This is a genomic window from Thalassospira sp. ER-Se-21-Dark, from assembly GCF_017922435.1.
GTDB lineage: Bacteria > Pseudomonadota > Alphaproteobacteria > Rhodospirillales > Thalassospiraceae > Thalassospira.
The window spans coordinates 234,592-251,910 of sequence record NZ_VDEZ01000003.1; the positions used below are offsets into that span (position 1 = coordinate 234,592).

Below are 17,319 nucleotides of genomic sequence, written 5' to 3' on the forward strand. Positions count from 1 at the left end.
AAATGGCGCCGAGTTCGGTCACCTCCTCTGATCGCCTGTTGATACCTTCCTCCCAGTTCAATGACATGCTTCGCGCAAACCGCGCCAAGCTCAAGGAAGGAGGCCACCATGACGGCACAATCAAAGGAACAGCGTTGCGTATCGCTCAGCCAGCTTTCCGATCTGCGTTTGCTGCGCGAACATGCCTATATTGATGGTCGCTGGTGTTCGGCTGACAACCTTCAGGTGATCGAAGTCACCAACCCGTTCGATGGCAGCTTCATCGGCACCGTTCCGAACATGGGCGTTCACGAAACCCGCAAGGCCATCGCGGCTGCCCGGGAAGCCTTCCCGGCATGGGCCGCCCTTCTGCCACAGGAACGCAGTGCCGCTTTGCGTCGCTGGCATGATCTTCTGATTGAAAACAAGGAAGACCTGGCCCTTCTGATGACCCTTGAACAGGGCAAGCCGATCAACGAAGCCCGCGGCGAGATTGATTACGCCGCCAGCTTCATCGAATTTTACGCCGAAGAAGCCAAACGGGTGAATGTCGAAAACATCACATCCCACCTTCCGGGTCGCAACATGACGGTAAAGCGTGAACCGATTGGCGTCACTGCCGCCGTTACCCCATGGAACTTTCCGTGTGCGATGATCACGCGTAAGGCCGCGGCTGCCCTGGCAGCTGGTTGCACCATGATCGTCCGTCCGGCCACCGAAACGCCGTTTTCGGCAACCGCACTGGCCGAACTGGCCGAACGTGCGGGCATCCCGGCGGGCGTATTTAACATCGTCACCGGTGATCCGAACCCGGTCGTGGGCGAACTTTGCGGCCATCACGATGTCCGTGCGCTGTCCTTTACCGGATCGACCGAGGTTGGCCGTCTTCTGCTGTCGCAAGGTGCCCAGACGATCAAGAAAATGTCGATGGAACTCGGTGGTCATGCGCCGTTCATCGTCTTTGATGATGTCGATCTGGACGAGGCCGTTGCCCACGCGGTGAACGCCAAATTCGCCACCAGTGGTCAGGACTGCCTGGCCGCCAACCGCATCTTTGTTCAACGCGACATCTATGACGACTTCCTTGATAAATACGCCAAGGCCATCGCCGATCTGCGGGTTGGCAACGGCATCGAGGAATATGTCGAAATCGGTCCGCTGATGCATGACCGTGCGGTTGCCAAATGCGAAGAACATGTTGCCGATGCGCGCGCCAAGGGTGCCCGTGTTGTCACCGGTGGCAAGAAAATGGGCGGGCTGTTCTTTGCCCCGACCCTCCTTGCCGATGTCACCGATGACATGAAGATCTTTTCCGAAGAAACCTTTGGTCCGGTTGCCCCGGTCATGGCCTTCGATACCGAGGACGAAGTCGTCGCCAAGGCCAATGACAGCGAATATGGCCTTGCCGCCTATCTGCTGACCAAGGACAACGACCGCGCGGCACGCGTCTCAAACGCCCTTGAATACGGCATGGTTGCGCTGAACTGCGTGAAAATCACCGGCGCACCGGTCCCGTTTGGCGGCGTCAAGCAATCTGGCCTCGGCCGCGAAGGATCGCGCCATGGCCTCGAAGAATTTACCGAACTGAAATACGTCTGCGCTGCTTACAAAGCCTAGGTTTTGACCTTGGAGCGCGCAAAAGACATCAACCGCATTCACATGGGAGAATTCAAATGAATGTCATCAAAAACACCACTGCTGACCTGCAGGAAATGGATCGGGCGCATTTCATGCACCCCTCGACCCACATGCGTCAGCACGCAGCCGGTGAAACCCCCAACCGCATTATCAATGGCGGCAAGGGCATCTATATCCACGACACCGAAGGCCGCGAAAGCCTTGATGCCTTCGCCGGTCTGTATTGTGTAAACGTCGGTTATGGCCGCACCGAAATTGCCGATGCGATCTATGCACAGGCAAAGGAACTGGCCTATTACCACACCTATGTCGGGCACGGGAACGAGCCGGTCATCCGTCTGTCAGACCGCATTATCAAAAGCGCGCCCGAAGGCATGCAGCGCGTCTATTACGGCATGTCCGGATCGGATGCGAACGAAACCAACATCAAGCTGATCTGGTACTACAACAACATCCGCGGCCTGCCGCAGAAAAAGAAAATCATCTCGCGTTGGCGTGGCTATCACGGCTCGGGCATCATGACCGGCAGCCTGACCGGCCTGGCTGCCTTCCACAACGCATTTGATCTGCCGCGTGCGCCCATTCTGCACACCACCTGCCCGCACCATTACTGGAATGCAGAGGCCGGCGAAACCGAAGCAGAATTTGCCAAACGCTGTGCCAATGATCTGGAAAAAATGATCCTGCGCGAAGGTCCGGAAACCGTTGCTGCCTTCATCGGCGAGCCGGTCATGGGCACCGGCGGCATCATCACCCCGCCAGAAGGCTACTGGGAAGCCATCCAGGCTGTTCTGAACAAGTATGATGTTCTGCTGGTTGCCGACGAAGTCGTGACCGCCTTTGGCCGTACCGGGTCCTATTTCGGCTCCTTGCACTATGGCATCAAGCCGGACCTGATCACGATCGCCAAGGGTGTCTCATCGGGTTACCTGCCGCTGTCGGGCGTCATCATTGGCGAACGCGTCTGGAAAGTGCTGGAACAGGGTTCCGATCAGATGGGCCCGATCGGCCATGGTTGGACCTATTCCGCCCATCCGGTCTGCGCGGCTGCTGCCAACGCTAACCTTGATATCGTTGATGGTGAAAACCTGACGGGCAATTCGGCGGAAACCGGTGGCTACTTCCAGAAACGCCTGCATGAAACCTTTGACAACCACCCGCTGGTTGGCGAAGCCCGTGGCGTTGGTCTGATGGCCGCTCTTGAGTTTGTCGCCGACAAAACCAAAAAGGAACGCTTCGACCCGAATGCGAAAATCGGTCCGCGCGTATCAGCCGCCTGCCTGGAACGTGGCATGATTGCGCGCGCCATGCCGCACGGTGACATCCTTGGCTTTGCCCCGCCGCTTTGCATCACCAAGGCCGAGGTCGACAAGGTCATCGACATCGCCAAACAGGCTGTTGATGCGGTCGCAGACGAAGTTGCTGCTGGCAAATAAGCCAGACGGATATCACTGCGACATCAGAAATACCCCCCGCGTCCAACCTTCTTCCCGACGCGGCGGTGCACAGGGGCCGGGCACATGACCGGCCCCTGTTTTCGTATCTGGATGCCATGGTACCTGCAATCAGCAAGTGGTATCGTAAGTCGAGCCATCCTTCGCCGAACTGACGCGACAATTGGCTGCTACGCTGCCATTCTGGCGAACCTCAATGGTCAGATAATCGCCGCTTGGTGCTCCATCCCAGAACGACATCACGGTCAGGGTGTAGCCATTCACACCCTTCACGCCGTTGGTGATCTTTGAATTTTCCGAATTGGTCAGGGCATCCTTGACGGTGACATTCTTGCCATCGGTTGATGCCTCTGACCACTGTGCGGGGCTGAGTTCCACGCCGTCGGGTGAATAAACCTCCGACTGCGCCGGTGAAACCAGCGCGCTCAGAAGGACCGCTGCCAGCATCACAGCCGGGAACAGAAATCCACGCGCCGACTGCAAAAGATTAAGGATCATCACAAGCATTTCCTTTCATGTGTCATCAAACTCGCAACATCGCCTGAAGCCTGGCCCCGGTTTAAGGGTTACATCAGGCTTATGGGCGGGCCATTGATGACGAAACGAACTGATGTGATGTGATGATAATCTTAAGCCTGATCTTGATGATCACGGATGCCAAGCATTGTAACCGCGTTACGTACACGCTCGGCCATCTCATCTGAGTGAAGTACGTCATCACCCAGACAGAAATAGGAAAGCTGGGTCGTGCCGGTCAGCATATTAAGGAAAAACTCTGCCACCTGTCGCGCCGGGACAGCTTTCAGATGATCAGGCAGTTGCAGATTGCTGATCAGATTGGCTGCAGCTTCGTATGTACGTTTTGGCCCTGCATCCCAAAAAATCTCGCCGAGTTCGGGATGCGTCGATGCGCGTGCAACCACATAGCGATGAAGATCCATTACATGGCGGTTCAAAACGCCACTAGCAAAGGCATCACCAATGGCAATCATCGTGGAACGTGCGTCACTTGGTTTGGCGACAACACCTTCAAGCGGGTCGCGTGCGCGCTCGCACAGCCATCCCACCATCGCCCGTTCCAATCCGACCTTATCTCCAAAATACCGATATATGGTTGCCTTTGACGTGCCCGAACGCAGCGCGATACGGTCAACAGCCGTGCTGTCATCACGCATATCAAGCAATTCCTGTGCTGCTGCAGCAAGAATGCGGTTGAAGCGGTCCTGTTGTTTCGCAGTAGTTGGCACGCGCAAGATTTCTGGCCTTCTTTAGCTGCATTACCCCCCAAGATCAGAGCGTCTGACAAGGGAGCCCCATTGGGGCCAAAACACGAAACCGTTTGGTTTCGATTTTAGATTTATCCCTTTTAGAGCCTCGATCCGACAGACGACAAGAATTGATTTGCAAAAAATGAAACTAAACGGTATCGTTTCATTATTAGAGTGAAAAACCAACAACATTGAGGAAATCGACATGAACAACCTGCCACGCATTTGCTGGACATCCTCGGCAATAATCGGGCTTGCCGGGATGCTCTGGGGTTTGCAAATGGCCATCACAGGAGACCATACAAATCTTGCTGCTCATGGCCATCTGAATTTGCTGGGATGGATCAGCCTTGCGCTGTACGGCACCTATTATCATCTTGCCGGCATTACCCGCCTGAACCTTGCCCGCCTACAGGTGTTGTTGGCCATAAGCGGCTCAATCATCATGGCAGCCGGCATCGCCGTGGCTCACAATACCGGCGCAGAGGAAATGGCAAAGATCGGCTCGGTGCTTGTCATTCTGTCCGCTGCCTTGTTTATGGCAGTTACCTTTGCTCGACCACTGCGGATCGACAACGCCGCCTGATCGCCCCCCCCCCCAGGACAAACAAAAACCCCCGCAAGCAGTGCTTGCGGGGGTTTGCGATATCTTATGAGATCGGGAAGTCCCGATTACATGTCGGTACCAAACTCTTCACGAAGCGAGTTCAGTACTTCTTCGGTGTCACCACCGACTTCCTCAACAAGGCTTGCGCCAACGCCTTTGGAAGCTTCCTTGAAGACCGAACGTTGTTCGTCATTCAGACGGATCACTTCGATTTCCGGCTTGGCTTCCTTGATGCGTGCCAGGGCTTCGTCATTGGCCTTTTTCTGGGCTTCATAGATGAAGTCATCCAGTTCGGCCTTTACTTCCGCCAGCATCTCTTTGCGTTCATCCGACAGGCCGTCATAGAAGGCCGCGTTTGAAACCACGGTGGTGGTGTATTGCTGCTGACCGGCATAAATCAGATGGTCGGTCACTTCGTAGAATTTGGCACTTTCAACGAAGAAGATCGGGTTGACCTGTGCGTCAATCACGCTGGTCTGAAGACCGGAATAAACTTCACCCCACGGCAGCGCGACCGGATCAGCACCGAAAGATTCATAAGTTTCGATCAGGATCGGCGAGGTCATGACACGGAATTTCACACCATCGAAATCAGCCGGCTTTTCGACCGGTTTCTTGGTGGTCCAGACCATTTCGCCTTCCGGGTACATGGTATAAAGCTTCAGCCCCTTGGACTCGAAGTCCTTGGACAGACCTTCGTAAATGGTCGGGCTCGAAGACAGAACCTTCTTGTTCACCTCGTTATCCTGCGACAGCAGGTAGGGAACACCAAAGACCTGAATTTCCGGAACGAAAGTCCCCAGGTGACCTGGCGATGCGTTCGAGAACTGAACAGCACCGGCTGCGGTCAGCTCGGTAATGTCGTTCTCGGTGCCAAGCTGGCCATAGGTGTAAATGGTCACATTTACGTCGCCATCGGTCTTTTCTTCGACCAGACGCTTGAATTCCTGAGCATAAAGGTCCTGAACATCACCCGGGCTTTCTTCGTGGGCGAATTTCCATTCCTCGGCGTGGGCAGCGGTCCCTGCGACGGCAAACAGTGCCGCCGCCGATAGGGTCGCTTTAAGGAGTTTGTTCAGACTCATATCGAAGTCTCCCGTGTTATCGCGCTCAACGATCGGCGCCAACGCTTATGAAGGCACTCGGATCGGAACGCTTGATTTCAACATCATTGTGATGAACGCCCAAAGTTTTGAAATGTTCCTGCATCAGGTCAATGTTAGTTTTGTCTCATGACAAATTAGTCCGAACACCTACACAGAACCCGCCTGTCATGTTAGGGTCGCGAAAACGGCAGGGATGGAAATACAATCATGTGGTTACCTGAAATCGACCTCAGCGGCGAAACAGGTCCGAAATACAAGAAACTGGTCGAGGCGATCATCACCGACATCGAGTCAGGGCGATTGCGCCACGATGTCCGGATGCCAACACATCGTGAACTGGCCTATCGCCTGAAAGTCAGCGTCCAGACCGTCAGTGCGGCCTACAAGGAAGTCGAACGCCAAGGCTATCTGCGCTCCGAACGGCGGCGCGGCACCTTTGTACAGGCCCGCCTGACCGACCGGGCATCGTCCTTTATCCTCGATAGTCGCCAACCCGATCTGGTTGATCTTTCAATCGTGCGCGCGGCCTATACCGATTTTCACAATGATCTGTCGCGCCAGATGCACGCCAAACTGGCCGAAGAACCCCACCACGGCTGGATGGAAAGCTGCCGGCCGGTTGCCGGGTTTGATTATCACCGCGACATCGGGCGCAACTGGCTTTCCGGCATGGGGGTCGATGTTGAAATCCCCAACCTTCTGATCACCAATGGCGCGGCACAAGGCGTCTTTACCGCCCTTTCCACCGTCATTCAGCCCGATGACGTCGTCCTGACCGAAAGCCTGACCGATCATGGCGTGATCGGCTCGGCCAGCATCCTGCGGTTCAAGCTGGGCGCGCTGCCCACCGATGATGAAGGCATCCTGCCCGACGCCTTTGAGCAACAATGCCGCACGCGCCAAATCCGGGCCCTTGTCGTCACCCCGATCTTTACCAATCCGACCAACTGCCTGATGGGGTTGGAACGGCGCAAACGCATCGCCGAAATTGCCGAACATTACGGCGTCTACGTCATCGAGGACGATGTCTATCGCCCGCTGCTCGAAGAAAACCTGCCGCCAATCACAAGCTTTTTGCCCAAGCTTGGCTTTCATGTCTCAAGCCTGACCAAGGCGGTTATGCCGGGCCTTCGAACCGGCTTTCTGGCTGTTCCCGCGCATTTGTCGATTCGTGCCAGCAGTGTTTTGCGCGTCACCGGATGGATGGGGACTCCATTGATGGCAGAGATCGGCGCGCGCTGGATTGCCGATGGCACGGTCGATCAGGCCGTAACGGTGCAACGTGCGCTGATGCGTGAACGCCAGGCACTTGTTGCCGATATTCTCGGCGATGCGGTTGTGCGTCATCACCCGACATCGCTGTCGGCCTGGGTGCGCATTCCCGAACATTGGCAGGAAGAATGGTTTGCCTCCGAACTGCGCAAAAACGGCGTAGCTGTCACGATTTCCGACCCGTTCATGACCGTTAAGGTGCCCCGGCCAAACGCCATGCGGATCTGTCTTGGCGGTGCCCCGGATACGCCAACGGTTCAGCATGCCCTGATCCAAATTCGCCATACCATGGATCAAATGCCCGGCGTTCACGCCTTCGATGTGATGTATTGATTTTGTGTCATGACAAAAATCTGATTGAACCATCACAAAGCGTTTTTATTCTGACTGAACCGGCGTGAAGCGAACGACAATCCGTGTGGGAGGGAACCAACATCCGCACACAGCGTTCCACAAAAATGTCTCGCACACGCATCAAGGAGGTTCTATGTCAGGTGCAAACGGGGAGGCCCCCGCTCCAAGTGGCGGGGCGTTGGGGATTTTAAGAAAACTCGACCACGGCTTGTCCGTCGTCGAACGACAGCTCCTCGGATGGAGCATCATCATCATGGCGGTGAACACCGTCGCCAATGTGATCATGCGCCTGGGGTTCAGTTCGAGCATCTTCTTTTCCGAAGAGCTCAATCAGTTTCTGATCATTCTTGTGACATTTGTCGGCATCAGCGAGGCCGCTCGCATGGGGCGCCATATCCGCATGTCGGCCTTTACCGATATGTTGGGCCCGCGCGCCAGCAAGGTCATGATGATCATCATCACGCTTGGAACCGCCTGCCTGTTGTTCCTTCTGGCCTGGTATTCGATTGATTATGTTTCGTCGCTGATCACTTCGAACCGGCTGACCCCGGCCTTGCGTATCCCCTATTACCTGACCGTTCTGATCGTGCCGTTTGGCCTGTGCGTAACCGGCATCCAGTTTGTTCTGGCAGCGTTGACCAACATCCTCAAACCGGGGACGCACCTGTCCTATCAGGTCGAGGATACGTTTGACGACGCCGACGAGCATCATCTGTAAGGGGGAATGGAAAAATGGATTTAGGAACAACAATCCTTCTGGTGATGCTGGGGCTTCTGGTGCTGGGCTTCCCGATGATGGTGCCGCTGGCAACCGCCAGCGTGGTCGCCTTCATGTTTTACATGCCCATTCCCGAACGCATCCTGATTCAGCAGATGGTCACGGGCATCTCGCCGGTCGCCCTGATCGCGGTGCCGATGTTTATCTTTGCCGCCGATATCGTGACAAAGGGACATACGGCCAACCGGCTGATTGACCTTGCCATGACCTTTGTCGGCCATGTGCGCGGCGGCCTTGCGGTTACCACAGCCCTTGGTTGCACCATGTTTGGCGCGGTATCGGGCTCGACCCAGGCGACTGTGGTGGCCATGGGCGGCCCGCTGCGCCCCAAGATGCTCAAGGCCGGCTACGAAGACAAATTCGCCATGGCGCTGATCATCAATGCCAGTGACATCGCGTTTCTGATCCCGCCATCAATCGGCATGATTGTGTTTGGCGTGGTGGGCAAAGTCTCGATCGGCGAACTGTTTCTGGCCGGTATCGGCCCGGGCATTCTCATTCTGATCATGTTCTCGGCCTACTGCATGTACTACGCCAAAAAGAACGACATTCCGACCATCCCACGCATGACCTGGGCTGAACGCGGCAAGGCCGTAATCAATGCCGGTCCGGCCATCATGTTCCCGGTTCTGATCGTCGGCGGCATCTATCTGGGGTGGGTCAGCCCGACCGAGGTTGCGGCTGTTGCCGTGGTCTATGCCATCATCCTTGAAGTGCTGATCTTCAAGTCGGTGAAATGGTCCGAGTTGCTGGCGATTGCCCGTTCAACCGGTCTGATCACGGCGGTCGTGTTCATTCTGGTCGGCGCGGGCACGACATTCTCGTTCGTGATTTCCTTTGCCCAGATCCCGCAACACGTGATTGGCGCATTGGGCCTTGAAGGGGCGAACTCCTATGTCATTCTGGCCGCGATCTGCATTGCCTTCTTCATTGGCTGCATGTTCGTTGACCCGATTGTTGTCATTCTGGTCCTGACCCCGATCTTCATGCCGCTTGTCAATGCGGCGGGGCTCGACCCGGTGCTTGTCGGTACGCTGGTCACACTTCAGGTTGCCATTGGCTCTGCCACGCCACCGTTCGGGTGTGACATCTTTACAGCCATCGCAATCTTCAGGCGACCCTATGCCGAGGTGATCAGTGGAACACCGCCCTTCATCATCATGCTGCTGCTTGCGGCCGTGATCTTGATCTTTGTTCCGCAGATCGCCCTGTTCCTGCCAGAACTTGCCTTCCGCTGATCAAGTTCTGGCCCGTAAATTCCGGCTGCGACCGGAAGCATATTTGAAAATTTGAAACTGGGTCGTCCTGATATCACTCAGGACGGCCCGCTTCTGGAGTTCAGGATGATTTCCGTATCCCGTGCGGTTACGCCAGAGCCGGCAGACGTGCCCTATTCCCCTGATCCGGTCGGACCGGCGGGGCGGATTGGCCTGATCACGCTGGCAACCGACTTTAATAGCGAGGATGACCTGCGCGCCATCCTGCCAGACGACGTACGCCTGTTCACCACCCGCATTGAAAACGCCAACCCGGTCACGGTCGCAAACCTGCAATCGATGGCGGCCGATCTGCCACGCGCAGCCAAAACGCTGTTGCCGGGGTACGGCGTTGATGTTGCCATTTTCGGCTGCACATCGGGCACCGCCGTGACCGGGTCGGACAAAATCGCCGAACTGATCAATCAAGGCATGCCCGGCACCAAGGTCACCAATCCGCTTCTGGCCAGTGAACTTGCCCTGCGTGCGATCGGTGCGCAAAAAATTGCCATCCTGACCCCGTATCTTGCCGATGTAACCCAGTCGGTTGCCGACGGTTTTCACCAGCGCGGGTTTGATGTTACCCGTGTGATGGGCTTTGGTCTTGATAACGACTTTGACATGACCGCCCTGCCGCCCAAGGCGCTGCTCGAAGGTGCGCTTAAGGTCGATACGCCTGATGCCGATGCGGTGTTTATTTCCTGCACCGCGATCCGGTCGGCTGAAATCATTGCTGAGGCCGAACGTCAGCTCAAAAAGCCGGTCATCACCAGCAATCAGGCCCTGATCTGGCACGCCTTGAACCTGATTGGGTACAAAAATCCGATCACAGGGTTCGGAACCCTGTTTGATCATGCCCCGCAACCAACGAACCAAGTCGAGGCCCCATGAAAGACCCCATCACATTTGCTGATGTTCTTTCTGCCCGCAAAACCATTGCGGGTCATGTGATCCACACACCCTTGCGCCCGTCTGCCGCCCTGTCTGATCGTATCGGAAGCCCGGTCTGGCTGAAATGCGAACAACAACAATATACCGGCAGCTTCAAGCTGCGCGGTGCCGCCAACGCGGTGCTGCGCCTCCGTGACGAGGAAAAGGCCAAGGGTGTCGTTGGCGTATCAACAGGCAACTATGGCCGGGCACTGGCCTTTGCCGCACGCAATGCCGGGGTGAAATCAATCATTTGCATGTCCGAACTGGTGCCGCAAAACAAGGTTGATGGCATCCGGGCACTCGGTGCCGAAGTCCGCATCATCGGCCAGTCACAGGACGAAGCCCAACACGAAGTCGACCGGCTGGTCGAACAGGATGGCATGATCATGTTGCCGCCCTTTGACCATGCCGATGTCATTGCCGGCCAAGGCACCCTTGGCCTTGAAATCGTCGAAGCCCTTCCCGACGTGGATACCTTGCTGGTCCCGCTGTCGGGCGGCGGGTTGCTTGCCGGTGTGGCGCTGGTCGCCAAATCTGTCAATCCGATGATCCGGGTTGTTGGCATCACCATGGAACGGGGCTGCGCGATGATCACAAGCCTTCAGGAAGGCAAACCGACGTCGGTCAAGGAATTGCCGACACTGGCCGACAGCCTCGGCGGCGGCATTGGTGAAAACAACCAGTACACGTTTGATATGTGCGGCGATCTGACCGACGACTTCGTGCTGGTCAACGAAGCCCAGATCGCCGATGGCATCCGCGCTGCCTACCATGATGACCAACAGGTCGTCGAAGGTGCCGGTGCCGTGGGCATTGCCGCCCTGCGTGCCGGTCTGGTCGATAATCCCGGCCGCACGGTCGTGCTGACGACGGGCTGCAATATCGACATGGACCTGCACAAACGCATTGTTGGCGGCGAAGACGTCGACCTGATGGCGGAGTAACAAACCATGCCGACAATCAGAATTCTGACCGAAACCGACCTGCGCAAGGTCATTGATCTCGATATGGATGCCATCAACTGTGTCGAAGGCGCGTTCAAGGCGCTTGCGACACAGGATGTCCGCATGCCGCCGATCCTGCGTCTGGATATTGACGAGTTTAATGGCGAGGTCGATGTCAAAACCGCCTATGTGCCGGGCATTGACAGCTTTGCCATCAAAATCAGCCCGGGCTTCTTTGACAATCCAAAACTCGGCCTGCCATCGGTCAATGGCCTGATGAACCTGTTTTCATCGAAAACCGGCCTGCTGGAGGCCGTCTTGCTCGATAACGGCTATCTGACCGATGTCCGCACCGCCGCCGCCGGTGGTGTGGCGGCCAAACATCTGGCCCGCGAAGATGCCAAACATGCCGCCATCTTTGGCGCCGGCGTGCAGGCACAGTTGCAGCTGAAGGCACTTACACTGGTGCGCGACATCACCTCGGCCACCATTTGGGCGCGCGATCTTGGCAAGGCCGAAGCCTGCGCGAAAAAGGCATCGCTTGAACTGGGCATTCCGGTGACCGCCACAACGGATGGCAAGGACGCCGCACGCAACGCGGACATCATCGTCACCACGACGCCTGCGCGCGAACCGGTTCTGATGGCCGATTGGGTCAAACCCGGAACGCATGTGACCGCGATGGGGTCCGATGCCGAACACAAAAACGAAATTGATCCTGCCCTGATCGGGCAGACCGACCTTTATGTCAGCGACAGTCAGGCACAGACACGCATCCTTGGCGAACTGCATCACGCCATTGATGCCGGTGTGGTGTCCTCTGACGCAACATTCCCCGAACTCGGCCAAATCATTGCCCAATCCTTGACCGGCAGGACAAGTGCGGGTCAGACTACGGTCTGTGATTTGACCGGAACCGGTGTGCAAGACACCGCAATCGCCACCCTCGCCCGCAGCCGCTGCGAAGCAGCATCTGCCGGAACCGAGGTCATCTCGTAACAACAAAAGGAAAATGGGTCAGCGGAGGACCTAGACCCACTAATATGATGATAATGGCAACCGTTAGGGTTGCGAAATACGAGGAAAACTCCGCAGTGCGGGTAGGCTACCCGAACAAGGAGTTTAACGCTGGAGTTCGCAACCCTAACGGTTGTCCTCCGGATTGGTCGAATTTGCACGGGCTAGTTTGTCGCAAAGCTTTGAAAGATAATGATCTTCCTGCTGCTTTGCTTCGCCTATCCGCACAAATTCGACCAACCATTGTCGTCATATTAGTGGGCCTAGGTCCTCAACCCCCGCCTTTATCTGGAGGCCTGCGATGAGCCAGGTAGAATTGAATTTCACGCGTGAGGAATATGCCGAGCGCCTGGAGAAAACCAAAAAAGCCATGGTGGAAAAGGGGCTCGATCTTTTGATCGTGACCGATCCGTCAAATATGGCCTGGCTGACCGGCTATGACGGCTGGTCGTTCTATGTCCATCAATGCGTACTGGTTCCAATCGAAGACGACCCGATCTGGTTCGGGCGTTCGCAGGATGCCAACGGGGCAAAACGCACGGTCTATATGCCGCATGACCGCATCATTCCCTATGCGGATTACTATGTGCAATCGACCACCCATCACCCGATGGACTACCTTGCCGAGGTGATTGAATATCGCGGCTGGGCATCGCGCCGTATCGGTGTGGAAATGGACAACTACTATTTCTCCGCCAAGGCTTTCCTGCAACTCCAGACCCATCTGCCAAACGCCAAGTTTTCCGATGCTACGGCCCTTGTGAACTGGCAGCGCGCGGTCAAATCCGAGACCGAGATTTTCTATATGCGGCAAGCCGCCCGCATTGTTGAAAACATGCATGAACGCATTTTCGAAATCGTCGAACCGGGTATGAAAAAGAACGAACTGGTTGCGGAAATCTTCCGTACCGGGATCGCCGGTGTTGACGGCATTGGTGGCGACTATCCGGCGATTGTGCCGCTTCTGCCATCGGGCCCGGATGCTGGTGCACCGCATCTGACCTGGGATGAAAAACCCGTTCCGGGCAATGCCGGCACCTTCTTTGAAATTGCCGGCTGTTACCGCCGCTATCATGCGCCGCTGTCGCGCACGATTTTCCTTGGTGAACCCGATCAACGTTTCCTTGATGCCGAAAGTGCCCTGATCGAAGGCCTTCAGGCCGGGCTTGAAGCCGCCAAACCGGGCAATGTCTGCGAAGATATCGCCATTGCCTTCTTTGGGGTCTTGCAGAAATTCGGCATCGAAAAAGACAGCCGCTGTGGCTATCCGATCGGGCTTTCCTATCCGCCGGACTGGGGCGAACGCACCATGAGTTTGCGCCCCGGTGACCGCACCGTTCTTGAACCGGGCATGACCTTCCACTTCATGCCGGGCCTGTGGTTCGATGACTGGGGGATCGAGATCACTGAAAGCATGATGATCACCGAAACCGGGTCGAAAACCCTGACCAGCTATCCACGACAGCTGTTTGTCAAAAACTGACCCTGAAAAACCGTTCCGCACGCCATGACATCGCGCCTTTTACGCGGGTCATGGTGTGCGTTACCCGACGCCACAGCCTGACGACGACGGTCGCGAAGTCAGGCTTTTTAAGGATACGACCATGACAAAACCATCGCCCATCAGCCCGACGATCCCGCTTGATCAGGATGGCATTCACCACGGCTTTCTGAAGCTTCCCTATTCGCGTGATGATTCCGCGTGGGGTGCCGTGATGATCCCGATCACCGTGGTCCGCAATGGCAATGGCCCCACCGCCCTTCTGACCGGCGGCAACCATGGCGACGAATATGAAGGCCTGGTATCGCTGTTCAAACTGGCAGAATCCCTGTCCGCAGGTGAAATCACCGGTCGTGTGATCATTCTGCCCGCCATGAACTATCCGGCATTTCGCAATGCATCGCGAACATCCCCGATTGATGCGGGCAACTTGAACCGGTCCTTCCCGGGCAAGCCGGATGGCACGGTCACGCAAAAGATCGCCGATTATATTTTCCGCTATCTCGTGCCCGAGGCCGATATCGTTCTTGATATCCATTCCGGCGGCAAGACGCTTGATTTCGTCCCGTTCGCAGCGGCCCACGTCCTGCCCGACAAGGAACAGGAAGCACGCTGCGTTGCCGCCATGAAGGCATTCGGTGCGCCCTATTCGATGATGATGCTCGAACTTGATGCGGTTGGCATGTTTGATACCGTGGTCGAGGAAGCTGGCAAAACCTTTGTCACCACCGAACTGGGTGGCGGCGGTTCAACCACGGCCGAACGTGTCGCGATTGCGGACCGTGGTGTGCGCAACATCCTTATTCATGCCGGTATCCTCAAGGGTGAAATTGACCCCAGCCCGACCGGAACAACCATGCTTGATATGCCCGATGACCGTTGCTTTGTCGCATCCGAGGCATCCGGCCTGTATGAGCCGTGCGTTGATCTGGGCGACATGGTCAAGGAAGGCGATCTGATCGCGCGTATTTATGATGTTGAACGCACAGGCACCCCGCCGCGCGAATATTATGCCCCGCGCGAAGGTATCGTTTCGTGCCGCCATTTCCAGGGCCTGATCAAAACGGGTGACTGTTTGATTGTGATTGCCGAGGTGCTCTGACCATGGTCCGGCTTGATGAGCTCGATCTGAAAATCCTCAAAACCCTGCAACGCGAAGGGCGCATCACCAAGGTCAAACTGGCCGAGGCGGTGAACCTTTCGCCAAGCCCGTGCTGGGAACGGCTCAAACGCCTTGAGGATCTTGGCGTTATTTCGGGGTATCACGCCCATATCAATCTGGAAAAGCTGGTCAAACCGACACTGGTCCTGACCGAAGTAACCCTGCGTCATCACCAGCATGACGACTTTCAGATTTTCGAACGCGCCGTGCAAGACATCCCCGAAATCGTCGAATGCTATGCGCTTGGCGGCGGGGTCGATTACATGCTCAAGGTGCTGTGTCATGACGTTGATGCCTATCAACGTCTGATCGACCGGCTTTTGGTGTCCAATATCGGGATCGATCGCTATTTCACCTATATCGTCACCAAAAAGGTCAAAACCACCTCAATCACCCCGATTGAAAATCTGGTCGAGCCCCCCGAACGCAAATAGCCACTTCTGCCCCTGCATCGGAGTATCATTATTGCCTGCGTCGCCACATTAATCGCTTGGAACGGATAGAAATATCACCCGCGCTATAGTTCTTTTCTTTTCTTGAAAACTGTGGCGAAATCAGCGTTCGGGTTTTACCGCACAAGGGGGGGCGGAGATGATCGCTGGCAATTGGGGGGCAAAAGCCCTGTTGATGGGCCTGTGCCTTGCCTTACAGGCCGGATGCCAGACAATTGATCCCGTGACGCCCACCACATCGTCAGTGCAGCAAAAAACATTTGTTTCCGCCGCCAAACCAGTTGCGAACATGTCCGAAACCGGCGTCATCAGCTTTGAGCTGAACACTTCCGGTGTTGGTGGATATTACGGCTGGCAACTTCAGATCGCCCGCGCGGCCAACAACGCGGGGTTCACGCCGCTTATATCGAACCAATTGTCATCGGGCCAAATGCAACGCTTTGAAGTCTGGCCCGATCAGTATGCAATCAATGTCTTTCGTCTGGGAAACCTGCAATATAGTGGCTGGATCGACGTCCACCCCGCGCAGGTCACCGTCGTCTATGCCGATTTCGGCTTGTTGTTTGACGACGTGAAAATCAACAATATTGCCACCCTTGGAATCTATCAGCAGTCAAAAAACATTCCCGTATTGCTGACCCCGGTATCATCGACATACAGCCCCGAAATCCTTCAGGATGCGGATGGCTATCGCTTTGAATATCGTGGTCCGCAATATTATGGCAAACATGTCGGCACCGGAACCGTCACGATTTCGCACGCCGCCAATGAATTTGCCACCATTCGCAATGCGACCCTCGAAGATACCGGCATATCAGGCACCCTGCAGTTTGCCGACAATCGTACGACAGATGGCACAATCGTCCGTTTGAACGGTGTCTATCAACTGGCCCCCAAAACGCGCACCATTTGGCCTGACGGTCGGGAATTTACCGGCAGCTATACTGTCTTTACACCCGGAAACGGCCTGCTACGCATGGCCGATGGAACCTCGTGGCAAGGCGCCCTGCGCAACGAACGTCCTTTTGGGGCGGGGCGTATCGTTTTCGCAACCGATGGCTGGATCGATTTACCATCGGGCGAAGACTTCCCCTATCAAACCGGGACATTTTCCTGTGGTGGTGAAACCGTTCCGACCGGTGAATGCTATTACCATGCTGGCAAAAAACTGGCTTCGGCAAAAGAACTAGCCGCGTTGATCGAACAGGACCGCCAAATTGCGCTTGCAGCTGCTGCGCAAGCGGCCGCTGAAGAAACCAGACAACCTACTGCCGAAGGTGGTTGCCGACAGGCCAGCGGAACATTTCGCGATACAACCGGCAACTCGACATTAACGCTTAGCGCCCCCGGCCAGGGCCGTGGAAATTTCGTCAGCTACACCTTTGGTGGCGCTGAAAAATACCGGTTTGAAATTGATTTTTCCTATACCACCACCCCTGACAGCATTGCCGTTACCTATGACGGTGCCGGAACCTATAGCAACGCCGCAACCGGCCAAATCCTTCAACAAACAAGCATACCCTCGGGCACTGTATCTTGCCGTTTCAACAACGATCTTTTAGTTTTTGACGGTGTCGAGTACCGCAAATAACCGGCCT

General features: G+C 55.9%; 16 protein-coding genes. 13 read left to right on the forward strand and 3 right to left on the reverse strand.

The window, feature by feature from the left end; translation table 11 throughout:
- Window positions 1-108: 108 nt before the first annotated feature.
- Together FHI25_RS13755 and FHI25_RS13760 are read left to right on the forward strand one after the other, a co-directional pair.
- Complete coding sequence (locus FHI25_RS13755) at window positions 109-1,596, forward strand: NAD-dependent succinate-semialdehyde dehydrogenase (RefSeq protein WP_210518649.1); 1,488 nt, start codon at window positions 109-111, stop codon at window positions 1,594-1,596.
- Window positions 1,597-1,652: 56 nt separating this feature from the next.
- A complete protein-coding gene (locus FHI25_RS13760) occupies window positions 1,653-3,053 on the forward strand; it encodes an aspartate aminotransferase family protein (RefSeq protein WP_210518658.1) in 1,401 nt (466 codons plus the stop codon).
- A 129-nt stretch (window positions 3,054-3,182) separates the two neighbouring features.
- Here the strand turns inward: FHI25_RS13760 and FHI25_RS13765 are convergent, their stop codons facing one another.
- Window positions 3,183-3,569, reverse strand: coding sequence for a hypothetical protein (locus FHI25_RS13765; RefSeq protein WP_210518660.1), 387 nt, complete (start codon window positions 3,567-3,569; stop codon window positions 3,183-3,185).
- A 131-nt stretch (window positions 3,570-3,700) separates the two neighbouring features.
- Window positions 3,701-4,318 carry a TetR/AcrR family transcriptional regulator gene (locus FHI25_RS13770; RefSeq protein ID WP_210518662.1) on the reverse strand — a complete coding sequence of 206 codons (618 nt, stop codon included), beginning with the start codon at window positions 4,316-4,318 and terminating at the stop codon, window positions 3,701-3,703.
- A 226-nt stretch (window positions 4,319-4,544) separates the two neighbouring features.
- On the opposite strand from FHI25_RS13770, the gene FHI25_RS13775 reads away from it, so the two are divergent.
- Window positions 4,545-4,925, forward strand: a complete 381-nt coding sequence (locus FHI25_RS13775) for a hypothetical protein (RefSeq protein ID WP_210518664.1) — start codon at window positions 4,545-4,547, stop codon at window positions 4,923-4,925.
- Between the two features lie 86 nt (window positions 4,926-5,011).
- Here FHI25_RS13775 and dctP read toward each other — a convergent pair whose 3' ends face one another.
- On the reverse strand, window positions 5,012-6,031 hold the full coding sequence (dctP, locus tag FHI25_RS13780) for a TRAP transporter substrate-binding protein DctP (RefSeq protein WP_008890042.1): 1,020 nt from the start codon (window positions 6,029-6,031) through the stop codon (window positions 5,012-5,014).
- A gap of 228 nt (window positions 6,032-6,259) precedes the next feature.
- Here dctP and FHI25_RS13785 point away from each other — a divergent pair, with 228 nt between their 5' ends.
- The 10 genes from FHI25_RS13785 (at window position 6,260) to FHI25_RS13830 (ending at window position 17,312) form a co-directional block, all read left to right on the forward strand.
- Window positions 6,260-7,657, forward strand: coding sequence for a PLP-dependent aminotransferase family protein (locus tag FHI25_RS13785; protein WP_210518666.1), 1,398 nt, complete (start codon window positions 6,260-6,262; stop codon window positions 7,655-7,657).
- Between the two features lie 154 nt (window positions 7,658-7,811).
- Window positions 7,812-8,396 (forward strand): TRAP transporter small permease, encoded by a 585-nt coding sequence (locus FHI25_RS13790; RefSeq protein WP_246879105.1) that lies wholly within the window; start codon window positions 7,812-7,814, stop codon window positions 8,394-8,396.
- Between the two features lie 14 nt (window positions 8,397-8,410).
- Entirely contained in the window at window positions 8,411-9,694 is a 1,284-nt protein-coding gene (locus tag FHI25_RS13795; RefSeq protein WP_210518668.1) for a TRAP transporter large permease, read from the forward strand.
- Between the two features lie 105 nt (window positions 9,695-9,799).
- Window positions 9,800-10,603, forward strand: a complete 804-nt coding sequence (locus FHI25_RS13800) for an Asp/Glu racemase (RefSeq protein WP_210518670.1) — start codon at window positions 9,800-9,802, stop codon at window positions 10,601-10,603.
- On the forward strand, window positions 10,600-11,589 hold the full coding sequence (gene eutB, locus FHI25_RS13805) for a hydroxyectoine utilization dehydratase EutB (RefSeq protein ID WP_210518672.1): 990 nt from the start codon (window positions 10,600-10,602) through the stop codon (window positions 11,587-11,589). Before FHI25_RS13800 ends, eutB begins: the two co-directional genes overlap by 4 nt.
- Window positions 11,590-11,595: 6 nt before the next feature.
- Complete coding sequence (gene eutC / locus FHI25_RS13810) at window positions 11,596-12,588, forward strand: ectoine utilization protein EutC (protein ID WP_210518675.1); 993 nt, start codon at window positions 11,596-11,598, stop codon at window positions 12,586-12,588.
- A 319-nt stretch (window positions 12,589-12,907) separates the two neighbouring features.
- The gene (gene doeA, locus FHI25_RS13815) at window positions 12,908-14,089 is read left to right on the forward strand and encodes an ectoine hydrolase DoeA (protein ID WP_008890035.1); all 1,182 of its coding nucleotides are present in this window, start codon (window positions 12,908-12,910) and stop codon (window positions 14,087-14,089) included.
- Between the two features lie 121 nt (window positions 14,090-14,210).
- Window positions 14,211-15,209: a N(2)-acetyl-L-2,4-diaminobutanoate deacetylase DoeB gene (gene doeB / locus FHI25_RS13820; RefSeq protein ID WP_210518685.1), complete on the forward strand. Its 999-nt coding sequence runs from the start codon at window positions 14,211-14,213 to the stop codon at window positions 15,207-15,209.
- 2 nt (window positions 15,210-15,211) lie between these two features.
- Window positions 15,212-15,703 carry an Lrp/AsnC family transcriptional regulator gene (locus FHI25_RS13825; RefSeq protein ID WP_008890033.1) on the forward strand — a complete coding sequence of 164 codons (492 nt, stop codon included), beginning with the start codon at window positions 15,212-15,214 and terminating at the stop codon, window positions 15,701-15,703.
- Between the two features lie 157 nt (window positions 15,704-15,860).
- The gene (locus tag FHI25_RS13830; RefSeq protein WP_210518687.1) at window positions 15,861-17,312 is read left to right on the forward strand and encodes a hypothetical protein; all 1,452 of its coding nucleotides are present in this window, start codon (window positions 15,861-15,863) and stop codon (window positions 17,310-17,312) included.
- The last annotated feature ends 7 nt before the right edge of the window (window positions 17,313-17,319 follow it).